At 57.2% G+C, this 19117-nt stretch carries 13 protein-coding genes and 5 pseudogenes; 14 read left to right on the forward strand and 4 right to left on the reverse strand.

Annotated features, from left to right (window positions below; all coding sequences use genetic code 11):
• Positions 1-504 precede the first annotated feature (504 nt).
• Both NMG80_RS23225 and NMG80_RS23230 read left to right on the forward strand, forming a co-directional pair.
• Positions 505-1791 carry a methylaspartate ammonia-lyase gene (locus NMG80_RS23225; protein WP_254020272.1) on the forward strand — a complete coding sequence of 429 codons (1287 nt, stop codon included), beginning with the start codon at positions 505-507 and terminating at the stop codon, positions 1789-1791.
• Positions 1775-2926 (forward strand): CaiB/BaiF CoA transferase family protein, encoded by a 1152-nt coding sequence (locus NMG80_RS23230; protein WP_254020273.1) that lies wholly within the window; start codon positions 1775-1777, stop codon positions 2924-2926. Before NMG80_RS23225 ends, NMG80_RS23230 begins: the two co-directional genes overlap by 17 nt.
• 1194 nt (positions 2927-4120) lie before the next feature.
• Here the strand turns inward: NMG80_RS23230 and NMG80_RS23235 are convergent.
• A pseudogene (locus NMG80_RS23235) lies at positions 4121-4380 on the reverse strand (IS110 family transposase); the annotation flags it as partial.
• Between the two features lie 13 nt (positions 4381-4393).
• Between NMG80_RS23235 and NMG80_RS23240 the strand changes: the two are divergent.
• Both NMG80_RS23240 and NMG80_RS23245 read left to right on the forward strand, forming a co-directional pair.
• A pseudogene (locus NMG80_RS23240) lies at positions 4394-4726 on the forward strand (transposase); the annotation flags it as partial.
• A gap of 62 nt (positions 4727-4788) precedes the next feature.
• Positions 4789-5073 (forward strand): hypothetical protein, encoded by a 285-nt coding sequence (locus NMG80_RS23245; RefSeq protein ID WP_254020274.1) that lies wholly within the window; start codon positions 4789-4791, stop codon positions 5071-5073.
• Here NMG80_RS23245 and NMG80_RS23250 read toward each other — a convergent pair.
• The gene (locus NMG80_RS23250) at positions 5045-5974 is read right to left on the reverse strand and encodes a TauD/TfdA dioxygenase family protein (protein WP_254020275.1); all 930 of its coding nucleotides are present in this window, start codon (positions 5972-5974) and stop codon (positions 5045-5047) included. The genes NMG80_RS23245 and NMG80_RS23250 overlap by 29 nt on opposite strands.
• 946 nt (positions 5975-6920) lie before the next feature.
• The gene (locus NMG80_RS23255; protein ID WP_254020293.1) at positions 6921-7139 is read right to left on the reverse strand and encodes a hypothetical protein; all 219 of its coding nucleotides are present in this window, start codon (positions 7137-7139) and stop codon (positions 6921-6923) included.
• Between the two features lie 698 nt (positions 7140-7837).
• Between NMG80_RS23255 and NMG80_RS37385 the strand changes: the two genes are divergently transcribed.
• The 4 genes and pseudogenes from NMG80_RS37385 to NMG80_RS23270 form a co-directional block, all read left to right on the forward strand.
• A complete protein-coding gene (locus NMG80_RS37385; protein WP_367185994.1) occupies positions 7838-8119 on the forward strand; it encodes a transposase in 282 nt (93 codons plus the stop codon).
• Positions 8120-8316: 197 nt separating this feature from the next.
• Complete coding sequence (locus NMG80_RS23260; protein WP_436798659.1) at positions 8317-9729, forward strand: M20/M25/M40 family metallo-hydrolase; 1413 nt, start codon at positions 8317-8319, stop codon at positions 9727-9729.
• A gap of 46 nt (positions 9730-9775) precedes the next feature.
• Entirely contained in the window at positions 9776-10969 is a 1194-nt protein-coding gene (locus NMG80_RS23265; RefSeq protein WP_254020276.1) for a M24 family metallopeptidase, read from the forward strand.
• A 107-nt stretch (positions 10970-11076) separates the two neighbouring features.
• A pseudogene (locus NMG80_RS23270) lies at positions 11077-11477 on the forward strand (transposase); the annotation flags it as partial.
• 3 nt (positions 11478-11480) lie between these two features.
• On the opposite strand, the pseudogene NMG80_RS37080 reads toward NMG80_RS23270, so the two are convergent.
• Positions 11481-11773, reverse strand: a pseudogene (locus NMG80_RS37080) (ATP-binding protein); the annotation flags it as partial.
• Here NMG80_RS37080 and NMG80_RS37950 point away from each other — a divergent pair.
• The 6 genes and pseudogenes from NMG80_RS37950 to NMG80_RS23300 all read left to right on the forward strand — a co-directional run.
• Positions 11766-12011 (forward strand): annotated as a pseudogene (locus NMG80_RS37950) (IS3 family transposase); the annotation flags it as partial. The pseudogenes NMG80_RS37080 and NMG80_RS37950 overlap by 8 nt on opposite strands.
• 766 nt (positions 12012-12777) lie before the next feature.
• A complete protein-coding gene (locus NMG80_RS23280) occupies positions 12778-13878 on the forward strand; it encodes an ABC transporter substrate-binding protein (protein WP_254020277.1) in 1101 nt (366 codons plus the stop codon).
• A gap of 187 nt (positions 13879-14065) precedes the next feature.
• A complete protein-coding gene (locus NMG80_RS23285; RefSeq protein ID WP_254020292.1) occupies positions 14066-15064 on the forward strand; it encodes an ABC transporter ATP-binding protein in 999 nt (332 codons plus the stop codon).
• A gap of 18 nt (positions 15065-15082) precedes the next feature.
• A complete protein-coding gene (locus tag NMG80_RS23290) occupies positions 15083-16861 on the forward strand; it encodes an ABC transporter permease subunit (protein ID WP_254020278.1) in 1779 nt (592 codons plus the stop codon).
• Between the two features lie 139 nt (positions 16862-17000).
• Positions 17001-18083, forward strand: a complete 1083-nt coding sequence (locus NMG80_RS23295; RefSeq protein ID WP_254020279.1) for a serine hydrolase domain-containing protein — start codon at positions 17001-17003, stop codon at positions 18081-18083.
• 155 nt (positions 18084-18238) lie between these two features.
• Positions 18239-19105 carry an HpcH/HpaI aldolase/citrate lyase family protein gene (locus NMG80_RS23300; protein ID WP_254020280.1) on the forward strand — a complete coding sequence of 289 codons (867 nt, stop codon included), beginning with the start codon at positions 18239-18241 and terminating at the stop codon, positions 19103-19105.
• The last annotated feature ends 12 nt before the right edge of the window (positions 19106-19117 follow it).

Raw genomic sequence — 19117 nt, forward strand, 5'->3', positions numbered from 1 at the left:
ATATCGCCCTGCTCGATGGCGGCTACATTCACGGGGTCACCGGTCAATCAGGTAACGGAAAGCGTCGCCTGGTGCTGAACAGCTTTTTCGGGTTTGCGCGACCAGATCTTGTTGTCTGGTGGACCTGATTTGGATGTCACAGCCACCAATTGATGATAACGGCCACCTTGCAAACCGATCAGTCGCTGGACCTCCGAGGGCTGGCTCGTCGAACCTGCATAGCCAACGAATGGCACGGCGGCGGCGGCTCCCTGACGCCGATACAGTTGTGCAGGTAAGTCCTGGTGGGACCAGAGCGAGCCCACCAGCCAACGTGATGCGTCTCCTCAATGCCTATGAGGTTCGACCGACAGCGGTTTCGTTTGAGCAGGCGCCGGGCATCTGAAAATGTGATGGCACCGTCCGGGACATTATATTGGCCAACTCTAGGCCAAATAGCCCATACTTCGCAGGTGACGGAACAAACCTGCCGGCCGCAACGCAGTCAAATTGAGATTGAGTGAAGTGCAAATCAAAGACGTCCTTCTCGCGGCTGGTAACGGCGCATTTTTCTATGACGACCAAGCTGCGATCGGAGCTGGGGCAATCCAGGACGGCTTCATCTATCCTGGCGTGCCGATAACGCCCGGGTTCACGTCCATTCGCGTGCCGGCGACGTCCCTCAGCGTCGGCCTTGTTCTAACCGACGACACCGTTGTTTGGGGCGACATGATGGGCGTCCAGTACTCTGGTACTGGTGGACGTGATCCTTTGTTTGAAACTGCGCAAGTCTCGGGCTTGTTGTCTCGGTTTGTGGCGCCGCGACTTCTCGAAGTCGATGCGTCTCTTTACCTTGATTCCTGCGCGAAGGTTTTCCAGCCCCTCAAGCAAGAGCGGCTACCCCATTCACTTGAGTACGGCGTCAGCCAGGCGCTGCTTCGAGCTGCCGCCTACGTTCAGCGCTCCACAATGGCAGAAGTTATATGCGCCGAGTTTGACCTACCCCTGCCGACGTCTCGCGTCCCGATTTACTGCCAGAGCGGTGATGCCCGGGAAATCAATGTGGACAAGATGATTTTAAAGGCCGTGGATGTGCTCCCTCACGGCCTCATCAACTCACGGCAGAAATTTGGCGTCGACGGTCAGGCCTTCATGGAGTTCGTGAAATGGGTTGCAATGCGTACGCGAGAAATCGGCCGCCCCGGGTATCGCCCAGTGCTGCATTTCGATGTGTATGGCTGGATCGGGCAGGAAATCGGGCTGGACGCGCAAGGGGTCGCCGACTTTATCTGCAAGGTTGCGGATACCGTCCCGGATTTCACTCTCAACATCGAGTCGCCAGCGGACTTCGGTTCTACGCGAGCGCAAATTGAGAACTACGCCACGATCGTATCGATACTCGACAACCGGGGTTCTCGCGCACGCATTGTCGTGGATGAGCGATGCAATACGCTTGAGGACATCCGGCTCTTTGCGGAAGCCAAGGCCACGCATCTCGTGCAAATCAAGACCCCGGATGTCGGCTCAATCGCCGATACGGCTCGTGCTGTTCTCATCTGCAAGGCGAATAAGGTAGGAGCGTATGTTGGGGGAAGCTGTACCGAAACGGATCTCTCCGCGCAGGCTTCAGTGCACGTATCAGTGGCAACCCAGGCCGACATGATGCTCGCCAAGCCGGGAATGGGTGTTGACGAGGCATTTTCCATCGTTGGGAATGAACAAAACCGGCTGCTGGCAATGCTCAAACGTCGTGGGGCTCAAAAAGGGAAACGTTGGATAAGAAGCACGGGGTCGCATGCAGAACTCTCTTGAGGGGATCACTGTCGTAGCCGTGGAGCAGGCCGTGGCCGCCCCTTACGCATCTTCTCGTCTTGCTGACGCCGGCGCGCGTGTCATTAAGATCGAAAGGCCCGAAGGGGACTTTGCCCGGAACTACGACAAGCTGGTGCGGGGGCAAAGCGCTTATTTCCTCTGGCTTAATCGGGGTAAGGAATCGGTTTGCCTCGACCTGAAGGCGGAGGCGGACAGAATCGTCTTGGGTGCCCTCATTGCTAGTGCTGATGTCTTTATCCAGAATCTGAAGCCGGGGAGTATCGAAAAACTGGGGTTCGGGTCTGCGCATCTCCGTCGACGTTTTCCGCGGCTGATCACCTGCGACCTCTCTGGTTTTGGGGAGAAAGGGCCATATTCCCATTTGAAGGCTTATGATCTCATTGTTCAGGCCGAAACCGGTCTATGCGCGATCACCGGCAACCAACAAGGGCCCGCGCGTGTAGGAGTCTCGGTTTGCGACATATCGGCGGGCATGACAGCGCACAGCGCCATTCTTCAGGCGCTGTATCATCGCGAGGTCACCGGGGACGGGGTCAGTATTCAGGTGTCACTGTTCGATGCCGTCGCCGACTGGATGAACGTGCCGGTCCTGCAAAACGACTATAGCGGCTACCATACGGTACGCGCGGGCGTGAAACACCCGTCGCTGGCGCCATATGGCGCATATCGTTGCGCGGACGGCAAAGACGTCATCTTTTCGGTTCAGAATGACCGCGAATGGGTAAATTTCTGCGAGAAATTCCTGAAGCAGCCGGCGCTCACACGCGCACCTGGTTTTGCCGACAACATGGAGCGCCTCGGTCACCGGTCGCAACTTGATGAGATCATTGAACGGCGTTTTTCCGAACTGTCCTGCCAGGAAGCAATGCAGGAGCTTGAGGCGGCCGGATTGGCCTATGGCCGACTGAATGAAATCGCGGATATTTCGCAGCATCCTCACGTTCGTAGGGTCGAGGTTGGCACACCCGAAGGAACCGTCGAGACGATAGCGCCGGCGGCGATTTTCAACTCGGAGCACCCCTCGCTGCGCCCAGTTCCAGCTCTTGGCGCTCACACGGAGACTGTTCGCGAAGAGGTTCTGGGGCTTTTGCGCGAAAAGGCCGCGTCTGCGTGAACGCGCGTATCTACGGCAACCGGCCACGCGCAGGACTTATCGGACAACGCCTGACGCGCAAGCTGACGGCGCTGCGCCAGGATGCCTGGCGGGTCATGCACGCGCCAATGGCTGCGCAGCACAGGTGGTTCGCCGCCGTTCTGCGTAGACACTACGGCTACTACGGCAGGCCGCACAACTATCCAGCGCTCAACGGATTCCATCGACAAATGCGCCGGATATGGCTACGGTGTTTGAGACGGCGCAGCCAGAAAAGCCGGCGCATGGGCTGGTCGGACTTCGAAACCCTGACGGCGCGCCTCCCCCTGCCAACTCCTCGCATCACTCGAACTTGGGCTCACGCACGGGGGACGCGGGTTACCCTCGGGAAGAGCCGGGTGCGGGAAGCGCCCGCCCGGATCTGTTAGAGCGAAAGCCGAATGGCTGAGCTACTCGATCACGACCCAATACTGTATTTAAAAAACCACAACGTTCTCCGGAAAATTCGAATGACTGCACCTGATTTTGAATTAGCGAAGAAAGCTGCGAAGGAAACGCCTGTTTCCCCGCCACGGGTGGTGGTTGGAACTTTACAACGGTCGCCCGGTTATTCACGCTTTTCCTTGGCCCTCTGGCGGTTCAAGATCTTGACAACAACATTGCGAAGGACACGTTTCATCCCGCGTCTATGGTGAAGAGAACTAACCCCCTTGACATAAATCAGGGGGGATGTTTCCCGTGGTGGCGTCAGGACTCGGAATTGCGCTTGGCACGCTGCCAATGTCATCCGCGACTTGTTGTGGCTCGAAATGGACGCCCGGTCGAAGTCCGTTCCGAATATGCCGATCGGGATTCTGGCGAGCATGAAACGTCTTCGACGCGCCAGCGCAAAGGCCTAGTCTAGCAGGCTGTTGAAGATGTACTGGCTCGGTTGTTTGGACGGGATTCATGTGTGATGTCCCCGGTTCTGCAAGTTGGTTTTGAACAGCGCAGAGCATGCGATCGAGTGCGGTCATGTGTCAGGCCTCACAACTGCGGCTCGTTGACATGGCCGCGGGGCCGGTATGGAGATGCGCGGATCAAGTTCTACACCAAATCACTGTGGGCGAGCTCGTGGCTCCGTGAATCACACTGGCTTTCCTGATCCCGATCTGATCGATCATTTGCCCTTACCGTTCGCGACCTCCTTGCAACACCGATGGACGATTCGCCCGATCAGGCTGCCATCACCGGATTTCGATAATTCTCCTTCTTCGTGAGCATGGCTCATACAGCTCGTGCCTCTTGTTAGGCAGCGCGATGGCGATCACCAGGCGAGGCTTGCGACCGATCATGCCGGCCAGCCACGATCGCTTCGGCGCGCCGCGGCGGGCGGTCCATCGCACCACGGCCATGGCGCCGATGATCAGCAGTCTGCGGATGTCGCGCTGACCCATTTTCGAGGTCTTGCCAAGAATCAGCTTGCCGCCGGTTGACTCGGCGGCGCACACACTGGGCGCCGACAAGGGCCATGACGTGCGCCAGTTCATCAAGGACCTGCGCGAGCGCAAGGTCGCCGCACATCCCCGTCGACGGCCATCTGAGTAAAACCGGCAAGCCGCGCGTGACGTCGATCGATGACTGCACGAAGCGCATCCGGGCTAGGATGTCAGTCAGCGCTGTCGCAAGCGGATCGAGGAGGTATTCGGCTGGATAAAGGGCTCGGCCGGCATGACCAAGATCAAGCTGCGAGGATGCGCCCGTGTGGGCGCTGCCTTCACCTTGAACCTAGCGGCCTACAATCTGATCCGTTTGCCCAAGTTCCTGGCAGCGCCGGCATGAGCGGCACCGGTCGCTGGCAGATCGTCGCGATGCCCGACTAATGTGGGGACTATCGCGACAGGATGGAGCCCGCCTACATTGAGTTCGCGGCGGATGGCTGCGGCGACTTCGCCTTCGGCTGCGTCACCGGACAGATCTTCGGAGCGGGCGGCGGCAACAATGTCGCCTTCTCCTGGCAAGGCAATGACGAAATGGACGAAGCCCAAGGCAATGGCTGGGCCGAGATTCAACCAGACGGCTCCATCAACGGACAAATCTGCTTCCATGGCGGCGATGAAGCAGCTTCATCGTTCACAAGTGGACTTCTTCAACAGCCTGCTAGACGATACTCGCAGGCGGCTGCCTGATGATCTTAATCCGCGCTACACTGCGCCGACCGTCAACGCCGACGGGTACCTCGCCGTCGATAGCAACGCGACGGACGACGCGATGCTGGTCGCCATAATCCCTAACCGCGTAATGCATCGTGGCGAGGTTGTCCCAGATAGCGACATCGCCCTGCTTCCAACTCCAGCGCACAGTGTTTTCCGGTGCGGTGATATGAGACTCGAATAAATCGAATACCTTCTGGCCGTCATATTTCGGCAGGCCAATGAAACTGTTCACGTAGAGACCAAGTACCAAAGTTCGCTCGCCGGTTTCGGGATGGACACGTACAACGGGATGCTCGGTCTCAAAACTTGCTCTATCAAGACCCTCATTGTGAACCGTTTTCTCGGCCTCGGTAGGGCGAGCGAATATGGCAAAGTCGTACGCGTTGCTGTGAACCGCCCAGAGGCCGTCGGCAAGACGTTGGAGCGGCGCCGGCAAGTCGAGATATGCTGCAGCGGTGTTTGACCACATCGTGTCGCCGCCGACTGGTGGGATCACAGCGCCTCGCAGCACCAAAATCTTGGGATAGGCATCCAGGTAGGCGAAATCGATGTGCCAAGCATCAGTCCGGAAACCGCGCGCGCTATCAATGTCGAGGATCGAGATTGTTCCATTGGCAGGATCTAACGTCGGAGACAGCATAGGCTTCCCGAAACGAATAGCAAAGCGCTCGTGCTCGGCGTCGTCAAGATGACTCTGGTCGCGAAAGAAAATGACTTTGTGTTCAAGAAGCAGGCTTTTTATCGCGGCGATGGTCTGGTCCGGCAAATCGCCCGACAGCTTGATGTTCCTGATGTAGGCGCCAATTCTCGCCGTACATTTGACAACAGCAGTACGCGGAATGACACTATCGATTATCAAAGACGTTTCATTCATGGTCGAATTCTCCAGTTCACGGTTCCTTGCTAGCAAAGCCTTGGCAATTGGGGCCATTAAGCTCACTGGCAGTCATAATCGAGCAATCGGCGTGCCAATCGTGAATCTGAGCGTCAAACCATGCTTTTTACGACGCGCCCAATGAAGCAGCTGCCGCATTGTCGCGAATGTGACAAGCGCAACTCAAGACGCGATCAGACCGTGGGTTCTCTCGGAGCGAAAGTAAGTGGGCGATCGGCTTGGCTGTGTAACGCTGGCCGGGCAACGTTTCGACCGAACGCACGCACTGGACCGCTGGGGTTTGGCTTGTCAACATTTGAAGCCGAGAAGAACTGCTTCGTAAAGGTTGGCCGGCGGCTCGTTCGGCTGCGGCCTCAATTGCGTCGCGGACGCCGTCGGTCCTGTGAAGCGGAAGGGTTGATGGGGTATCCCGGGGGCAAGTATGTCGCGCTCGAAGAACTGTGGTCGGGTACACGGTTGCCTTCGCGGTCAACATCGGTCGTCTCATCATTGAGCTTCGCGGGACCAAATCCGGAGGACGCACTCTGCTGAGCCAGCGGTGCACCACCCCAACAAGCGGAATGGCTCTGCCCATCTCCCGGTAGGGACGTATGCTGCGCCAGGCCTCCAGCATCGGCAGCACGACGGGAGCGAGCCCTTCCTGAAAGACAAACAGGCTGTGGACATTCACTCGAACATTGCTCGCCGGGATCGAAATGAGGATCTGACGGGCTTGGGGGCTAGTCAGGATCACCCGAGCTTTCGAACCGAATCCTTGGGGCTGATGAAGACATGCGGTCCTCGCATTCCCGCAGGTAGGCGAAGTTTCACCCGCACCTCACGAAGAGGTCCACCTCTGCGAGATGCGCCAAACCGTCGGCGTCGTTCGCGTCGGTTCTCATTCGCGCTTACGTCGAGTTTCTGCTTTGGCCGCCGGCACCCATATTCATGGCCGACGCGTGTCGATAAACAAACGGCGATGTCGATCCGCCGTGAAGGCAAGGCTATCTGGCGTGGGAAGTGCGCCTCCGATCCAAGTGGCATTGCCGAGCTTGTCCGTATGCTGGCGGCTGCCTGGGGAAAGGCTGCCCTTATGTGCATTGATGTTCTGCCAGCCGACAAACCCGTGGTGTTCGACACCGGCCCTTTGCGTCGGTTCTGTCATGGGCCGCTCCCGCAATCCCAGCGATTGCAGCAAAGTGGCAGGAGTTTGTGAACGGTCCTTCTGTCGTTTCGAACCCGGAGTGTGGACCGGCTTGGCTTGGGCGAATGTCTACGGGCCGACGAGTTGGAGCGCTCACGTGAGATTAGTCGGGGGAGCCGATGGCATTCGGATGCTGATGCCGGTACTATTCGGGCCAATTTTTGGCCCGCTGAGATTGATTTCTTGGTCACTAATTTCGCGAACTTGGCGCGTGCACGATGCCGATGACGTCGTTGCGCGGTTAACGAGTGGCGCGTCGAGAGCTTGGTGGAGTCTCTGGCTGGGAAATCCCTTACGGCGCTTGCTAATCAGGCGCCGAGCATATGCTTGCTAAATGTCCGATGCAGGTGGCCGATGGTGGCGATGCGGCCGCGGATGAGCCCGTCATCAGCCATATTGGCGGCTTGCCGATCGGGCCTGTTAGGGTGCGCACGGTGTTGCAGTCCTTACGTGTCGGCTGCCGTGAGTGTGCCTCCGATTCTGTTGCGAACCCAAGAGCTGCGCGCTAAGCCGTCCTGGAAGTTCGCTATGCACCGCTGAGCGCGGGGTGCCTGTTGAACCTGATAGCGATGGTGTCGGACATTTCCGCAAGCCGGATTTGAAGGCGCTGAAGCGTTCGGACTGCGTAATGGGGCGGGGCGCCATAAGACGCGGCGATGATGTTCAAGATCCTGGTGTTGCAAGCCCTTTACAGATTATCTGACGACCAGGCCGAATTCCAGATCATGGATCGCCGCACCTTCGGCCGTCTTCTTGCCTGCCCGACGGTGGTGACAAATTGCCGACACCCTCACGATCTGGCCGTCTCGCGAACATCTCGCCTTGGCCAGGGCGATCGAACCTCAGTTCGTTCATTGCCGCGATCGGCCCGTCCTATCATTGGGGTCTGTCCCCTCCACCTAAAAAGGCACAGGCCCGGGATTTATTCGACCAAAATGTGAGGCGATCCATCTCGCCTCTAGATGGTCAAAATAGGCAAATTGAATTTGACTCGAACCGGCCAGCGATGACTTCTAACAGAGATGAGCGTTTCTTTTCCAAGGACGGTTTGGCGGCGTTCTCAGCCAAGCTCACGCGGTTTAGGTTTAACTCTCACGGTGTCAAGGATAAATCGGTGTCAAGGAAAAGTCAGATTAACATTCCGTTCGCCTCAGCAGAGTTGTCCCGGGTTTTCGAGCACATCGACGCGAACAAAGATGGGTTTGTAAGGCGGCTTTTGGAGTACTTGCGGCACCCTAGCGTCAGCGCTCATAACATAGGCATATCCGAAGTAGCTGAGCTTCTCGTTACAATGCTGAAGGACCTGGGGCTAGAAGCCCGTACCTACGCGACGGCAGGGCATCCCATGGTGCTCGGTCGATGGGAACGCGCGCCTGGAGCCCCGACTGTCTTGCTCTATGGTCACTACGACGTCCAGCCTCCCGAACCGCTTGAGGATTGGACTAGCCCGCCCTTTGAGCCGACAATCCGTGACGGGCGGATATATGCACGAGGCGCAGGAGACAATAAGGGACAACATTTCGCGCAAATACTTGCTGTTGAGTCATATCTCGCCGTGCATGGCCGTCTTCCCTGCAATGTCTTGATCTTGCTAGAAGGTGAAGAGGAGACCGGAAGTCCCAATATTGCTGAATTCGTCCGCTTGAACCGCGGGCTGCTGAAGGCGGACCTGGTGGTGACCGCAGACGGGCCTCAGCACGAATCCGGTCATCCTGTCATTACTCACGGGGTTCGCGGAATAGTGGGTTTCGATCTAAAGGCTCGTGCAGCTAATCGCGACGTCCATTCGGGCATCTATGGAGGGGTGGTACCCAATCCGGTCTGGACACTAGTTCATCTTCTGGCAACGATGAAGAATGCGGATGGCCACATCACTATCGACGGCTTCTACGACGACGTCCTCGCGCCGACAGATCTCGAGCGCGCCGCTATTGCGAAGCTGCCATGGGATATCGAGGAAGTGAAACAGTCACTCGGTCTGGAACAGCTGGACAGTCCGCTCGACCGCCCGGTAGCTGACCGGCTTATGTTCTATCCGACCCTAACCATTAACGGCCTGCATGGCGGATATGATGGCCCGGGCCAAAAAAACATCGTGCCCCGCGAAGCTTTTGTCAAATGCGATGCGCGGCTGATCGAATGTCAGGATCCCGATGATATTCTTGCAAAGGTGGAAGCTCACGTCAGGAAGCACGCGCCCTCTGTCGAGTTTATCCGTGTGGAGGCCATGCAGCCCTCAAAAACACCGCTTGAAGCGTCGTTTTCGGAGCTGGTTCGGCAAGCCGTTCAGCTCGCACAAGGCGTAGAACCATTTGTCTATCCCTGCCTTGGCGGCAGCCTCCCCGACTATGTTTGGACGAAAATCCTCGGGACGCAGTCGTTCATCGTGCCCTATGCGAACGCCGACGAGATGAATCACGCGCCGGATGAAAATATCACAATCGACTGCTTCACGAAAGGAATCCGAACTGGGGCGGCTCTCATAGACGCGCTCGGAAAGAGAGCTGTTGGTCCGACCCGGCAGTCCGTTGAGGCACCCTCTGCGAGCTAAAAGCCCGGCAAATTCAACTTACCAACACGTTCATAAGGAAAGTCAAATGCCGACTGCGTTTCCCAAGGAAGAATATCAGGAGCGCTTAAGAAATGTGCGTGAGCAGATGGCCGGCCAGGGGCTGGATCTCTTAGTTTCGACCGATCCGGCGCATCTAAACTATCTCTCGGGCTTCGATTCTTGGAGTTACCAAAACACCCAGGCGCTTCTCGTGCCGAAGGAGGATTTGGAGCCAGTTTGGGTCGGACGCGGCGTTGACAAAGGCGGCGCGTACCACACGACCTGGCTTTCACGCGACAACATTGTTGCCTATGCCGACGCATTCTCGGACGCGCACTCCCTTCACGCCATGGAAGCTGTTGCAGAAGAGATCAAAAGGCGTGGCTGGAACAGCGGCCGGATCGGCTACGAAGGCGATACGTATTACTTTACGCCTCGCGCCTTTTTCGCGCTAAGGGACCACGTTCCTGAGGCTGAGTGGATTGATGTCGGTCTTCTCGTCAATGAACTCAAGACAATCAAGTCACCTCGCGAAATTGAGTTTATGCGGAAGGCTGGGCGGATCACTGATCATGTGATGCAGGTTGCCATTGAATATCTCCGACCGGGTATACGGGAGAGTGAACTCGCGGGCCGTATTCTCCAGGCGCAAGCCGAGGGTATCGAGAGTTTTCATGGTGCGTTGCCAAGTGCCCCTCCTTTAATTCTATCGGGGGCTCACGTTAGTTATCCCCATACGCCCTTCACGGATGATGTTATTACAACGGGCAGCTATACCGCTCTGGAACTGGCCGGATGCTATATGCGCTATAACGCGGCTCTTTGCCGCACGGTAAGTCTCGGCGAGCCGAGCGATAGCCTTCTGCGCGTCGGCGACATCGTTAAGGAGGGCCTTGAGGCCGCGATGTCGGCCATGAAACCCGGCGTGACTTGCCACGACGTTTGGGCGGCCTGGCAAGCGGTGCTTGAGCGAGAGGGCTATCAGAAGCACTCCCGCATCGGATACTCACTAGGCCTGAATTACCATCCGACTTGGCGTGATCACACCGCAAGCCTCCGTAAAGGAGAGATGGTGCAACTTCAGGAGGGTATGTGCTTTCACATAATCTGCGGAATGTGGGCCGGAGATGGGACAAAAGAAGGCGACGCAAACTACGAGCTCAGTGAGACTGTTGTTGTCAAGAAAAGCGGCATCGAATTGTTGACCAACGTAGAGCGCAAGCTTTTTATCAAGGACTGACTTACACGGCCTCAGCTAAATGGCTTGGGGCAAATAGCGGCTTTGGAATTGCAGGATTAGCGGTTTATGGGCGCTTTCCTGCAATACGGCTTCGCGGTTCCTTAGTGATGCGGAGGGCGATTAACTCGGTTCGGCGGCCGCGAATCGAGGGAACGGCGAATGTCCAGGCACGCGAGAGGCGCGAGACGGGAGAGCAGGCCCTGTTTCGCTCTGGGCTCGATCTGATCATCACTATAAAGCACAAGCTAGTGTGGCTGGAGCAGGCGATTGACTGGCCGGTGCTGGAGGAGCGTTTCGGCGCCGTCTATTCGGGCGGCCCCTGGCATGCCACCACTGCCGACCCGGCTGATGGCGGGGCTTGCAATACTCAAGCACACTTTCAACCGGCCAGATTAGGTGCTGTGCGCGCTAGGTGGTGAAACCCGTCCGTATCTCATGGTGTTAGACGTGCTTCTGCCATACGTTGCCGTTTAACTGCTCGTTGATGACGCGCTGGCGCAGCCGTGTGGCCATCGCCGAAGGCCAAGTTGGTGGTGACGATAATTGAGGTCCGTTCGCGGAGCCGGCTGATCAGCTGGAAGAGCAGTTGACCGCCGGCCTAGGCGAAGGGGAGATAGCCGAGTTCATAGAGCACAACAAAATTGAGCCGGGTGAGGTAGTCGGCGATGGGCCTGCTTGCTGCCGCGGCCCGGCCTTGATCCCAAGTCGACCGCATTGAAGTAGCGGCCGTGGGGCGTTGCGGACCAGCGCACGGGCAATCGCGACCGCCAGGTGCGAGTTGTTTGTGCCGGTGCCACGGATGATAGCTGATCACGGCATCACCCGTTCGGTGAGCCGGTGGGGAAAGATCTGGCACAATGCTGGGATGAAGAGCGTCTTCCGTCGCGGACAGCCCTCAAGGTCTACAGGACGAGCGATGACGCCATGCAGACGTGTTCGATTGCATCTATTTAGCGTTTCTACAACCCCCGACGAAGGCATTCGAGAAGTTGGCTATCTGAGCCCCAATCGAGGCGAGGATAGGTTGAATGAAGGCGAGTGAGTGTTCTGATAAACTACGGCGAGCCCTATCGTCACCGTGACGCGATCAACGCTGGCCGTCGAACTAACTGTGGGCTTCAACCCCGCCACGATGGGGCCGATCGAAGGTGATACATCGTCGAGATCTCTCACGCCTTCCGTCGGCGAAGCGGAAAATTGAACAAGCGGTTTGACTTCGAGCTGAACATAGAAAGCGACGCTGGGACAAGCAAATGTAGTGCGACACACCTCACTGATTCGGGACGGACATACGGTCTCACGAGAAAGGCTCTTCTGGCCGCGCAGACGCCGCGACGCATGTAACGAATGGTCTTGGTTGAGCGCACGCGCGGCACGCCTTGTCGCGCTCGCCCGGCGGCTGGCGGTGATCATGCCTCGTGTGCGAAGGGACAGAGCCTCACAAGGGGTTTCACGCTGCCGGTGGACTCAGCGGGTGGGGCGGCTGCAGCCCAGCACGGAACGATGCGCGACACCTTCGATACATCGAACGTGCAACTCTGCGAAATCTCTCCTCACGTTCTTTCGAGGCGCGGTCTTGAAGCGGACCTTCAAAGCGCTAATGCCAAGCCCCCAACGCTGACGGCCGTGTATACGCCGGTCAAGCCGAATTCCACGAAAGGTCGGCATTGGCCCGCGGATCCATCTCGTTCCCAGATGCCAACAATCCCAAAAATGTGTTAGACTTAAACGCCTGTCCGTTCAAAGTCAGCTAAGAGCACCTCGACGGCTCGTGCAAGAACCAGAATGAACAATGGGAGGAACTGACAATGAACCTTTCGCTAAATCGCAGGCGTTTTATTCAGGCAACATCCTCTGCTGTAGCCACAGCGGCATTGCTTACCCGATCCGGTGCAGCTCGTGCTCAATCGGGCGAAGTAAGAGTAGTGGTAGTCGGTGGCGATGTTGCCAAGGCGCATGCAGAAGCCATTATAAAACCGTTTGAGGCCGAGACCGGAATCAAAGTAACTCCGATCAATCAAGATGTCAGCGCAGCGCAAATCGGTATGATGGTAGCAGCAAACAGCGTTTCCGTCGACGTGGGGATCCTGAGCCAGACTGGCGTGCTCGATCTAGCAAGGCACAACTACCTTGAGAAAATAGATTACTCAACATACAAGCAAAACGAACTAGATGCGATGGAAGAATACGCCAAAAAACCCTTCGGCGTAGCGCCCTATATGTATTCTTGGGTCATGGCCTTCAACACTGACAAATTTCCAGCGGGCAAGCCTCAGCCCGCCACTTGGGCGGACTTCTGGGACGTTGTGAAGTTCCCTGGCGCTCGCACGCTCCCCACCGGCCAAGACGGAGGCGGCCCGTGGGAGGAAGCTCTGTTGGCGGACGGCGTCCCCGTCGATAAACTCTACCCGATGGACATTGACCGTGTTTTCGCGAGCTTAGATAAGATCAAGCCGCACGTTCGCAAGTGGTGGAACAGTGGATCTGAGGTCTTCCAAATAATGCGGGATAACGTGGCCGACCTTGCGCATTCCTATGACGGACGGATGGTCTCATTGGTAGTCGAGGGCAAGCCGATCGAGGTCAATCGTAATCGGCAAAAGCTAACCTTGGATTATTATTACATCCCAAAAGGCAGCCCCAATGCGCAGAACGCACAGAGGTACATCGAGTTTGCTACCCGTGCCGACCGGCAGGCTGCCCTCGCCAGACTGTTTCCCGTAGGTCCTAGCAACCGAAACGCCTACAAGCAAATACCCGATGATGCTGCCCGCAAACTGGCCACGTATCCCGAATATATGGCGAACAGCTACGCAATAAATGCGGAGTGGTATGCGGAGATCGGACAGGACGGAGTGTCCAACACGCAGCGTTTAGTCCAGCGCTGGAATGACTGGATTCTACGATGATGAGAGCTGCCTTCGGCCCGTCGCGCCTGCCCGTGCCGTGCCACATTCGGGTGATGCTCCAGGCTCAGGAGTGCCGATATTGAACGATCTCTCTGTTCAAAGTGGAGGTGCGATCCCATTGGCCAGGGATGAAGCGCCGAAGGAAAAACACGTGCCCGTGCAGATCGAATTTTGTGGCGTCACCAAGATGTATGGGGCAGTCGCGGCGGTTCGAGATGTATCACTGACGGTGAGTCGGGGGGAATTTCTGACAATACTCGGTCCGAGCGGGTCAGGTAAGACAACAGCGCTGATGCTGCTCGCTGGCTTCGTGGCGCCGAGTAGTGGGGACATTTTGATCGATGGAAAATCGGTTGCCGCGGTACCGTCGTACAGGCGCGACCAAGGCATCGTCTTTCAGAGCTATGCTCTTTTTCCGCACCTCTCAGTGCGACGGAACCTCGAATTTCCCCTCGAAATGCGGGGCGTTGCAGCGGCTGATCGGGCGGGGCGGGTCACTCGATTTTTAGACCGTGTGCACCTGACCGACTTCGGCGACCGTTTGCCGTGGCAACTTAGTGGCGGGCAGCAGCAGCGCGTGGCCCTCGCCCGTGCTCTGATTGCGGACCCGCCAGTCTTTCTGCTTGACGAGCCGCTGGGTGCGCTCGACCGGCACCTTCGGGAACAAATGCAGGACGAGATCAGGAGCCTGCACAAGGAGTTTGGGAAGACGACAATATGTGTCACTCACGATCAGGAGGAGGCGCTCACATTATCTGATCGAATTATAGTGATGCGCTCTGGGCGAATTGAGCAGATTGGCACACCAGAAGGCCTCTATGACCGGCCCGCAACGGCCTTCGTAGCGAATTTCTTGGGCGAGGCTAACATCTTTGAAGATCCGGCTTTCAAGATTGAAGCCGATGCTACACAGCCGTCCGGCACCTTGGCAATGATCCGGCCAGAGCGAATCCGGCTTGCAGTTGCGACGGGGCCTGGACGTGCCGATACGGACCAGCGTCAGTCCGTGATTGGGACTGTTACTAAAATGATCTATGCCGGCCCACTGAGAAAGTACCACGTCAGCATCGGCAAAAGCGTGCTTATTGTGCGTCAGCATGTTGCCTCGGGACAGGAGATTTTCGACCGGGGAGATGAGGTGCGGCTCGACTGGTTACGGTCTGACGTTCGCTTCGTCTCGGCTTAGCCAAGGTAGGGCATGGTAATGAAGACGCTCCAGAAATTAGGGCGGCGGCCCATTGTACTGACTGCGCCGGCCTTCGTGTTGCTGATTGCGGTGTTGGGCATACCGATGGTTCAACTCTTGCTGACCAGCCTCAACGCACCCGCTTTTTCGTTGAGCAACTACCAGGGATTTTTTGAACAAACGTCGAATGTCCGCGTTCTCTTCCAGACTGTCAAAATTAGCGTCGTTACCACTGCCATCTGCCTTATTATAGGCTATCCAACAGCCTATCTTATCGTGTCCGCCTCCAAGCACGTGCGCATCGCGCTAATTGTGCTTGTCCTCATCCCTTGGCTGACCAGCGGGCTGGTGCGCACGTATGCCTGGGTTGTGATTCTTGGTGACCACGGCTTGATCAACAATCTGTTGCTCAATCTGGGACTGATCTCCAGTCCAGTTCCGCTTATCTACAATCGCTTAGCTGTCTATATCGGTATGGTGCACATAATGCTCCCGATGATGATCCTGCCGCTGCTAAGCGTGATGCAGGGCATCGACACGTCGTTGCTTGCGGCAGCTCGCAGCATGGGCGCGGGGCCTTTTCTCGCATTTTGGCGCGTGTTCTTGCCCCTCAGTCTGCCTGGGATTCGCAGTGGCTCGCTGCTTGTCTTTGTAGTCTGCCTCGGCTTCTATGTCACGCCGCAGGCGCTCGGCGGATTGGGAGACGCGATGCTCTCAACTTTCATAGCGTCGCAAGTCGCGAGCTCCTTCAACCTTGCGCCCACGGCCGCCGCAGCCTTCATTCTCCTTGGAATTGCCCTTGTTGTGCTCTCGATATTCGGGCTCGATGTTTCTGGTTCGCAGGGGCGTGCGGCGCGAGCAACTCGGAAGTCTTTGCCCAGCCCGCTGCCATCCTTTGCTGCGCTGACACGATTTCTCAAGGATCTTGCCGCTCCGTACCGAGCGAAGCGCTGGACTGCTCAGCTTTACAGCGCCAGGGGCGACAGCCGCTTGTCCAGCATTGTCGGTGCGGTGTTTGTCACGCTCGTCATGGCCTATTTGCTTTTCCCTGGGCTGATCGTCGTAATGATGTCTTTTAGCGGCGGGCCGGCTCTTGAGTTTCCGCCTTCAAGTCTTTCCTTGAAGTGGTATCGTGCCTTCCTCGGCGACCCATCCTGGACCGGCGCGTTTTGGAATAGTATTCAGATCGCCGTCACAGTTGCGATCCTGTCGACCATACTCGGGACGCTCGCTGCCTATGGCTTCAATCGCACCTCTCGGCGGGTCCGTTCCGTCCTGACCATGGCGATCTTAGCGCCGATCACCTTTCCAGCCATCGTCGTTGGCATTGCGACCTATTTCGGGCTTCTAAAGCTCGGACTATTAGGAACGAGGTCAGGCCTCGTTTTGGCGCACAGTACCGGTGCTATCACCAGCGTCGTAGTAATCGTCTTGGCAACGCTGGCGAATTTTGACCAGCGGCTAGAGCGGGCAGCGCAAAGCATGCGGGCCGCGCCTATACAGGTCTTCATGAGGGTGACGTTACCGCTGATCCTGCCGGGCATCATAGGAGGTGCCGTGTTCGCGTTCATTGGCTCCTTCGACGAGGTGATCATCACTTCTCTAGTCAGCGGGTTTGACATGCAAACCCTGCCACTGAAAATGCTTGAAAATATAAGACAGGAAATCGATCCGACAATCGCCGCAGTGGGATCGTTGCTTACGCTTATGCCTTTGCTCTGGTTGATGATCCTTTACGCGACTTGGTGGTGGTCGAAATCTAGACTGCAGCAACTATCTGCGAAACCGCCTGCGTGAGTGCGCTCAGTTGCATCGGAGTATCGAAAACCTGGACCTGAGCAAACCCGCCGAACTTAGGCACCCTACGCGATTGCGGAACAAGGAAGAACCCATGAGGACGGAGTTTACAGGGCCGCTGCCGCCGAGGGGGCCGGTCATGCACTGGACACCGGAGCAGCAGCTTGTTGGATATCGCTCGAGAGAGATGATTGAGCCAGTTCGCGTCGTTGGCAACGGTGGGCAGGTGCGCACCCTACCATTAGCCAGTCATCAGATTTCGCCTCATTGGACCTGGGAAGGTCAGGTTATGGATGTGGAGCGCTACATGGCCGCTTGGCGCGTCGCCGGCGTCCTGGTACTCAAGGACGGTCAAGTGCTGCTCGAGCGCTATGGCCTTGGCCGTACGAAAGACGACCGTTGGGACTCCCAATCTGCGACCAAGTCCGTGACCCCGCTCTTGGTGGGCGCAGCGATTCAAGACGGCCACGTCAAGAGCGTGAACGACCCGGTGACGAGCTATATCCCAGAGCTGAAAGGTAGCGCCTACGAAGGCGTCAGCGTCCGCCAGTTGATGACGATGACCTCAGGTGTGAAATTTGATGATGATTACGTCCACCCGGACGGAGACGGCACGAAGTCTTGGGCGGCGCCGTTTGTAAATGCGGTGGACCCCATTGTCAGCTATATGCGTGACCTTCCCAGGGCAGATCAGCCGGGAACAAAATTCTCTTACAAAAGTCCTGACGCTCACCTTGCAGGTATGTTGGTGATCAACGCAACTGGGAAATCGCTGTCGGAATATTTGACGAATAAGATTTGGCGGCCCTACGGCATGGAGAACCATGGGTATTGGATTGTGGATGCAGCAGGAAATGAACGGGGCGATAGCGGGCTGCTCGTAACATTGCGAGATTTCGCGCGCCTCGGGCAGTTCATGTTGGAGGGCGGTAGAGCAAACGGCGTGCAGGTGCTGCCGCCCGACTGGGTGGCGGATGCGACCAGAGCACAGGTGCCCTTTGCAGGCTCACCCGGGGGGGCGACCGGTTACGGCTATTACTGGTGGATTTACAAGGACGGGTACGCGGCCTTGGGCTACGGTGGTCAGGCGATCTTCGTTTATCCGAAAGACAAAGTGGTGATCGGGGTCAACTCGGCTTGGCCCGAGTCGAGAAACCACGAGTCTGCGCTGGCTCAACTCGCTTTTTTCGAGGCGCTACACGCGGCGGCCGTGGAGGCGTGAGCGCGTTTCTCGGCAAGGTCATTGCGCTCGCGATTTACGAAGAGCCGGTGTGTCTCTCAGTTCATTTCGATGCTCCAGCAACAAGCAATGCTCATTGCCACACTTGGTAATGCCACACCATTGTCGAATGTCCCTTTGCGGCCGTTGAGAGCGCTATGTCTGTACCCCGCTGGAAGTCTCTGCTCTTCGTACCTGCTCACGTTTCACGCTTTGTGGAGACGGCGCATGAGCGGGGTGCGGATGGCATCATTCTCGACTTGGAAGATTCCGTTCCCCAGCATCAGAAGGGCGAGGCCCGGCGGCAGCTTCCTCAATCCGTGGCAAAAGTCGCGCGCAAAGACGCATCTGTTTTGGTCCGCGTCAATCGTGGTTTGCGCGCCTTGGCGGTCGACCTCGATGCAGCGGTGATGGCGGGTGTTGACGCGCTGGTTCTACCGAAGACGGATTCGGCAGAGTGGGTTTTAGAGATCGCGAATGCCGTTTCGGAACTTGAACGGGAAAGAAATCTGCCGCTGGGACATATCCGGTTCCTTGCCCAAATCGAGACTCCAGGCGCCTTGCAAAGGCTCACGGCCATTGCATCGGCCCATCCAAGAATGGTTGCAATGGCGCTCGGCCCTGAAGACTTCAGCGTTGCTGTTGGCGGCTCTCCGGAATTCGACCTTCTGTTGATGCCGAACCTTTCTGTTCTTTTTGCCGCCCGCGCGGCCGGGTTGCTGCCGCTGGGCTTCATAGGAAGCATCGGTGAGTTTTCCGACACCTATAAAATTCGTGAAACAGCGGCGCATGCGCGGCGGCTTGGCTTTGCTGGCGCTTTGGCGGTTCATCCGACGCAAGTGGCCGTATTCAATGAGGCGTTCTCCCCAAGCGCCGAGGAACTCAAATGGGCCCGCGATGTCATCGCGGCGGAAAACGATGCCGCCACGCGTGGACTGTCTGCATTCTCGTTGAACGGCAAGATGATTGATCCGCCAGTAGTTCGCCGCGCCCACGAGATCCTGGCTCTGGCCAGCAATTACTGACCTGTCTCAATT

Origin of the sequence: Mesorhizobium escarrei, assembly GCF_935825525.1 — a bacterium.
Taxonomy (GTDB): Bacteria; Pseudomonadota; Alphaproteobacteria; order Rhizobiales; family Rhizobiaceae; genus Mesorhizobium; species Mesorhizobium escarrei.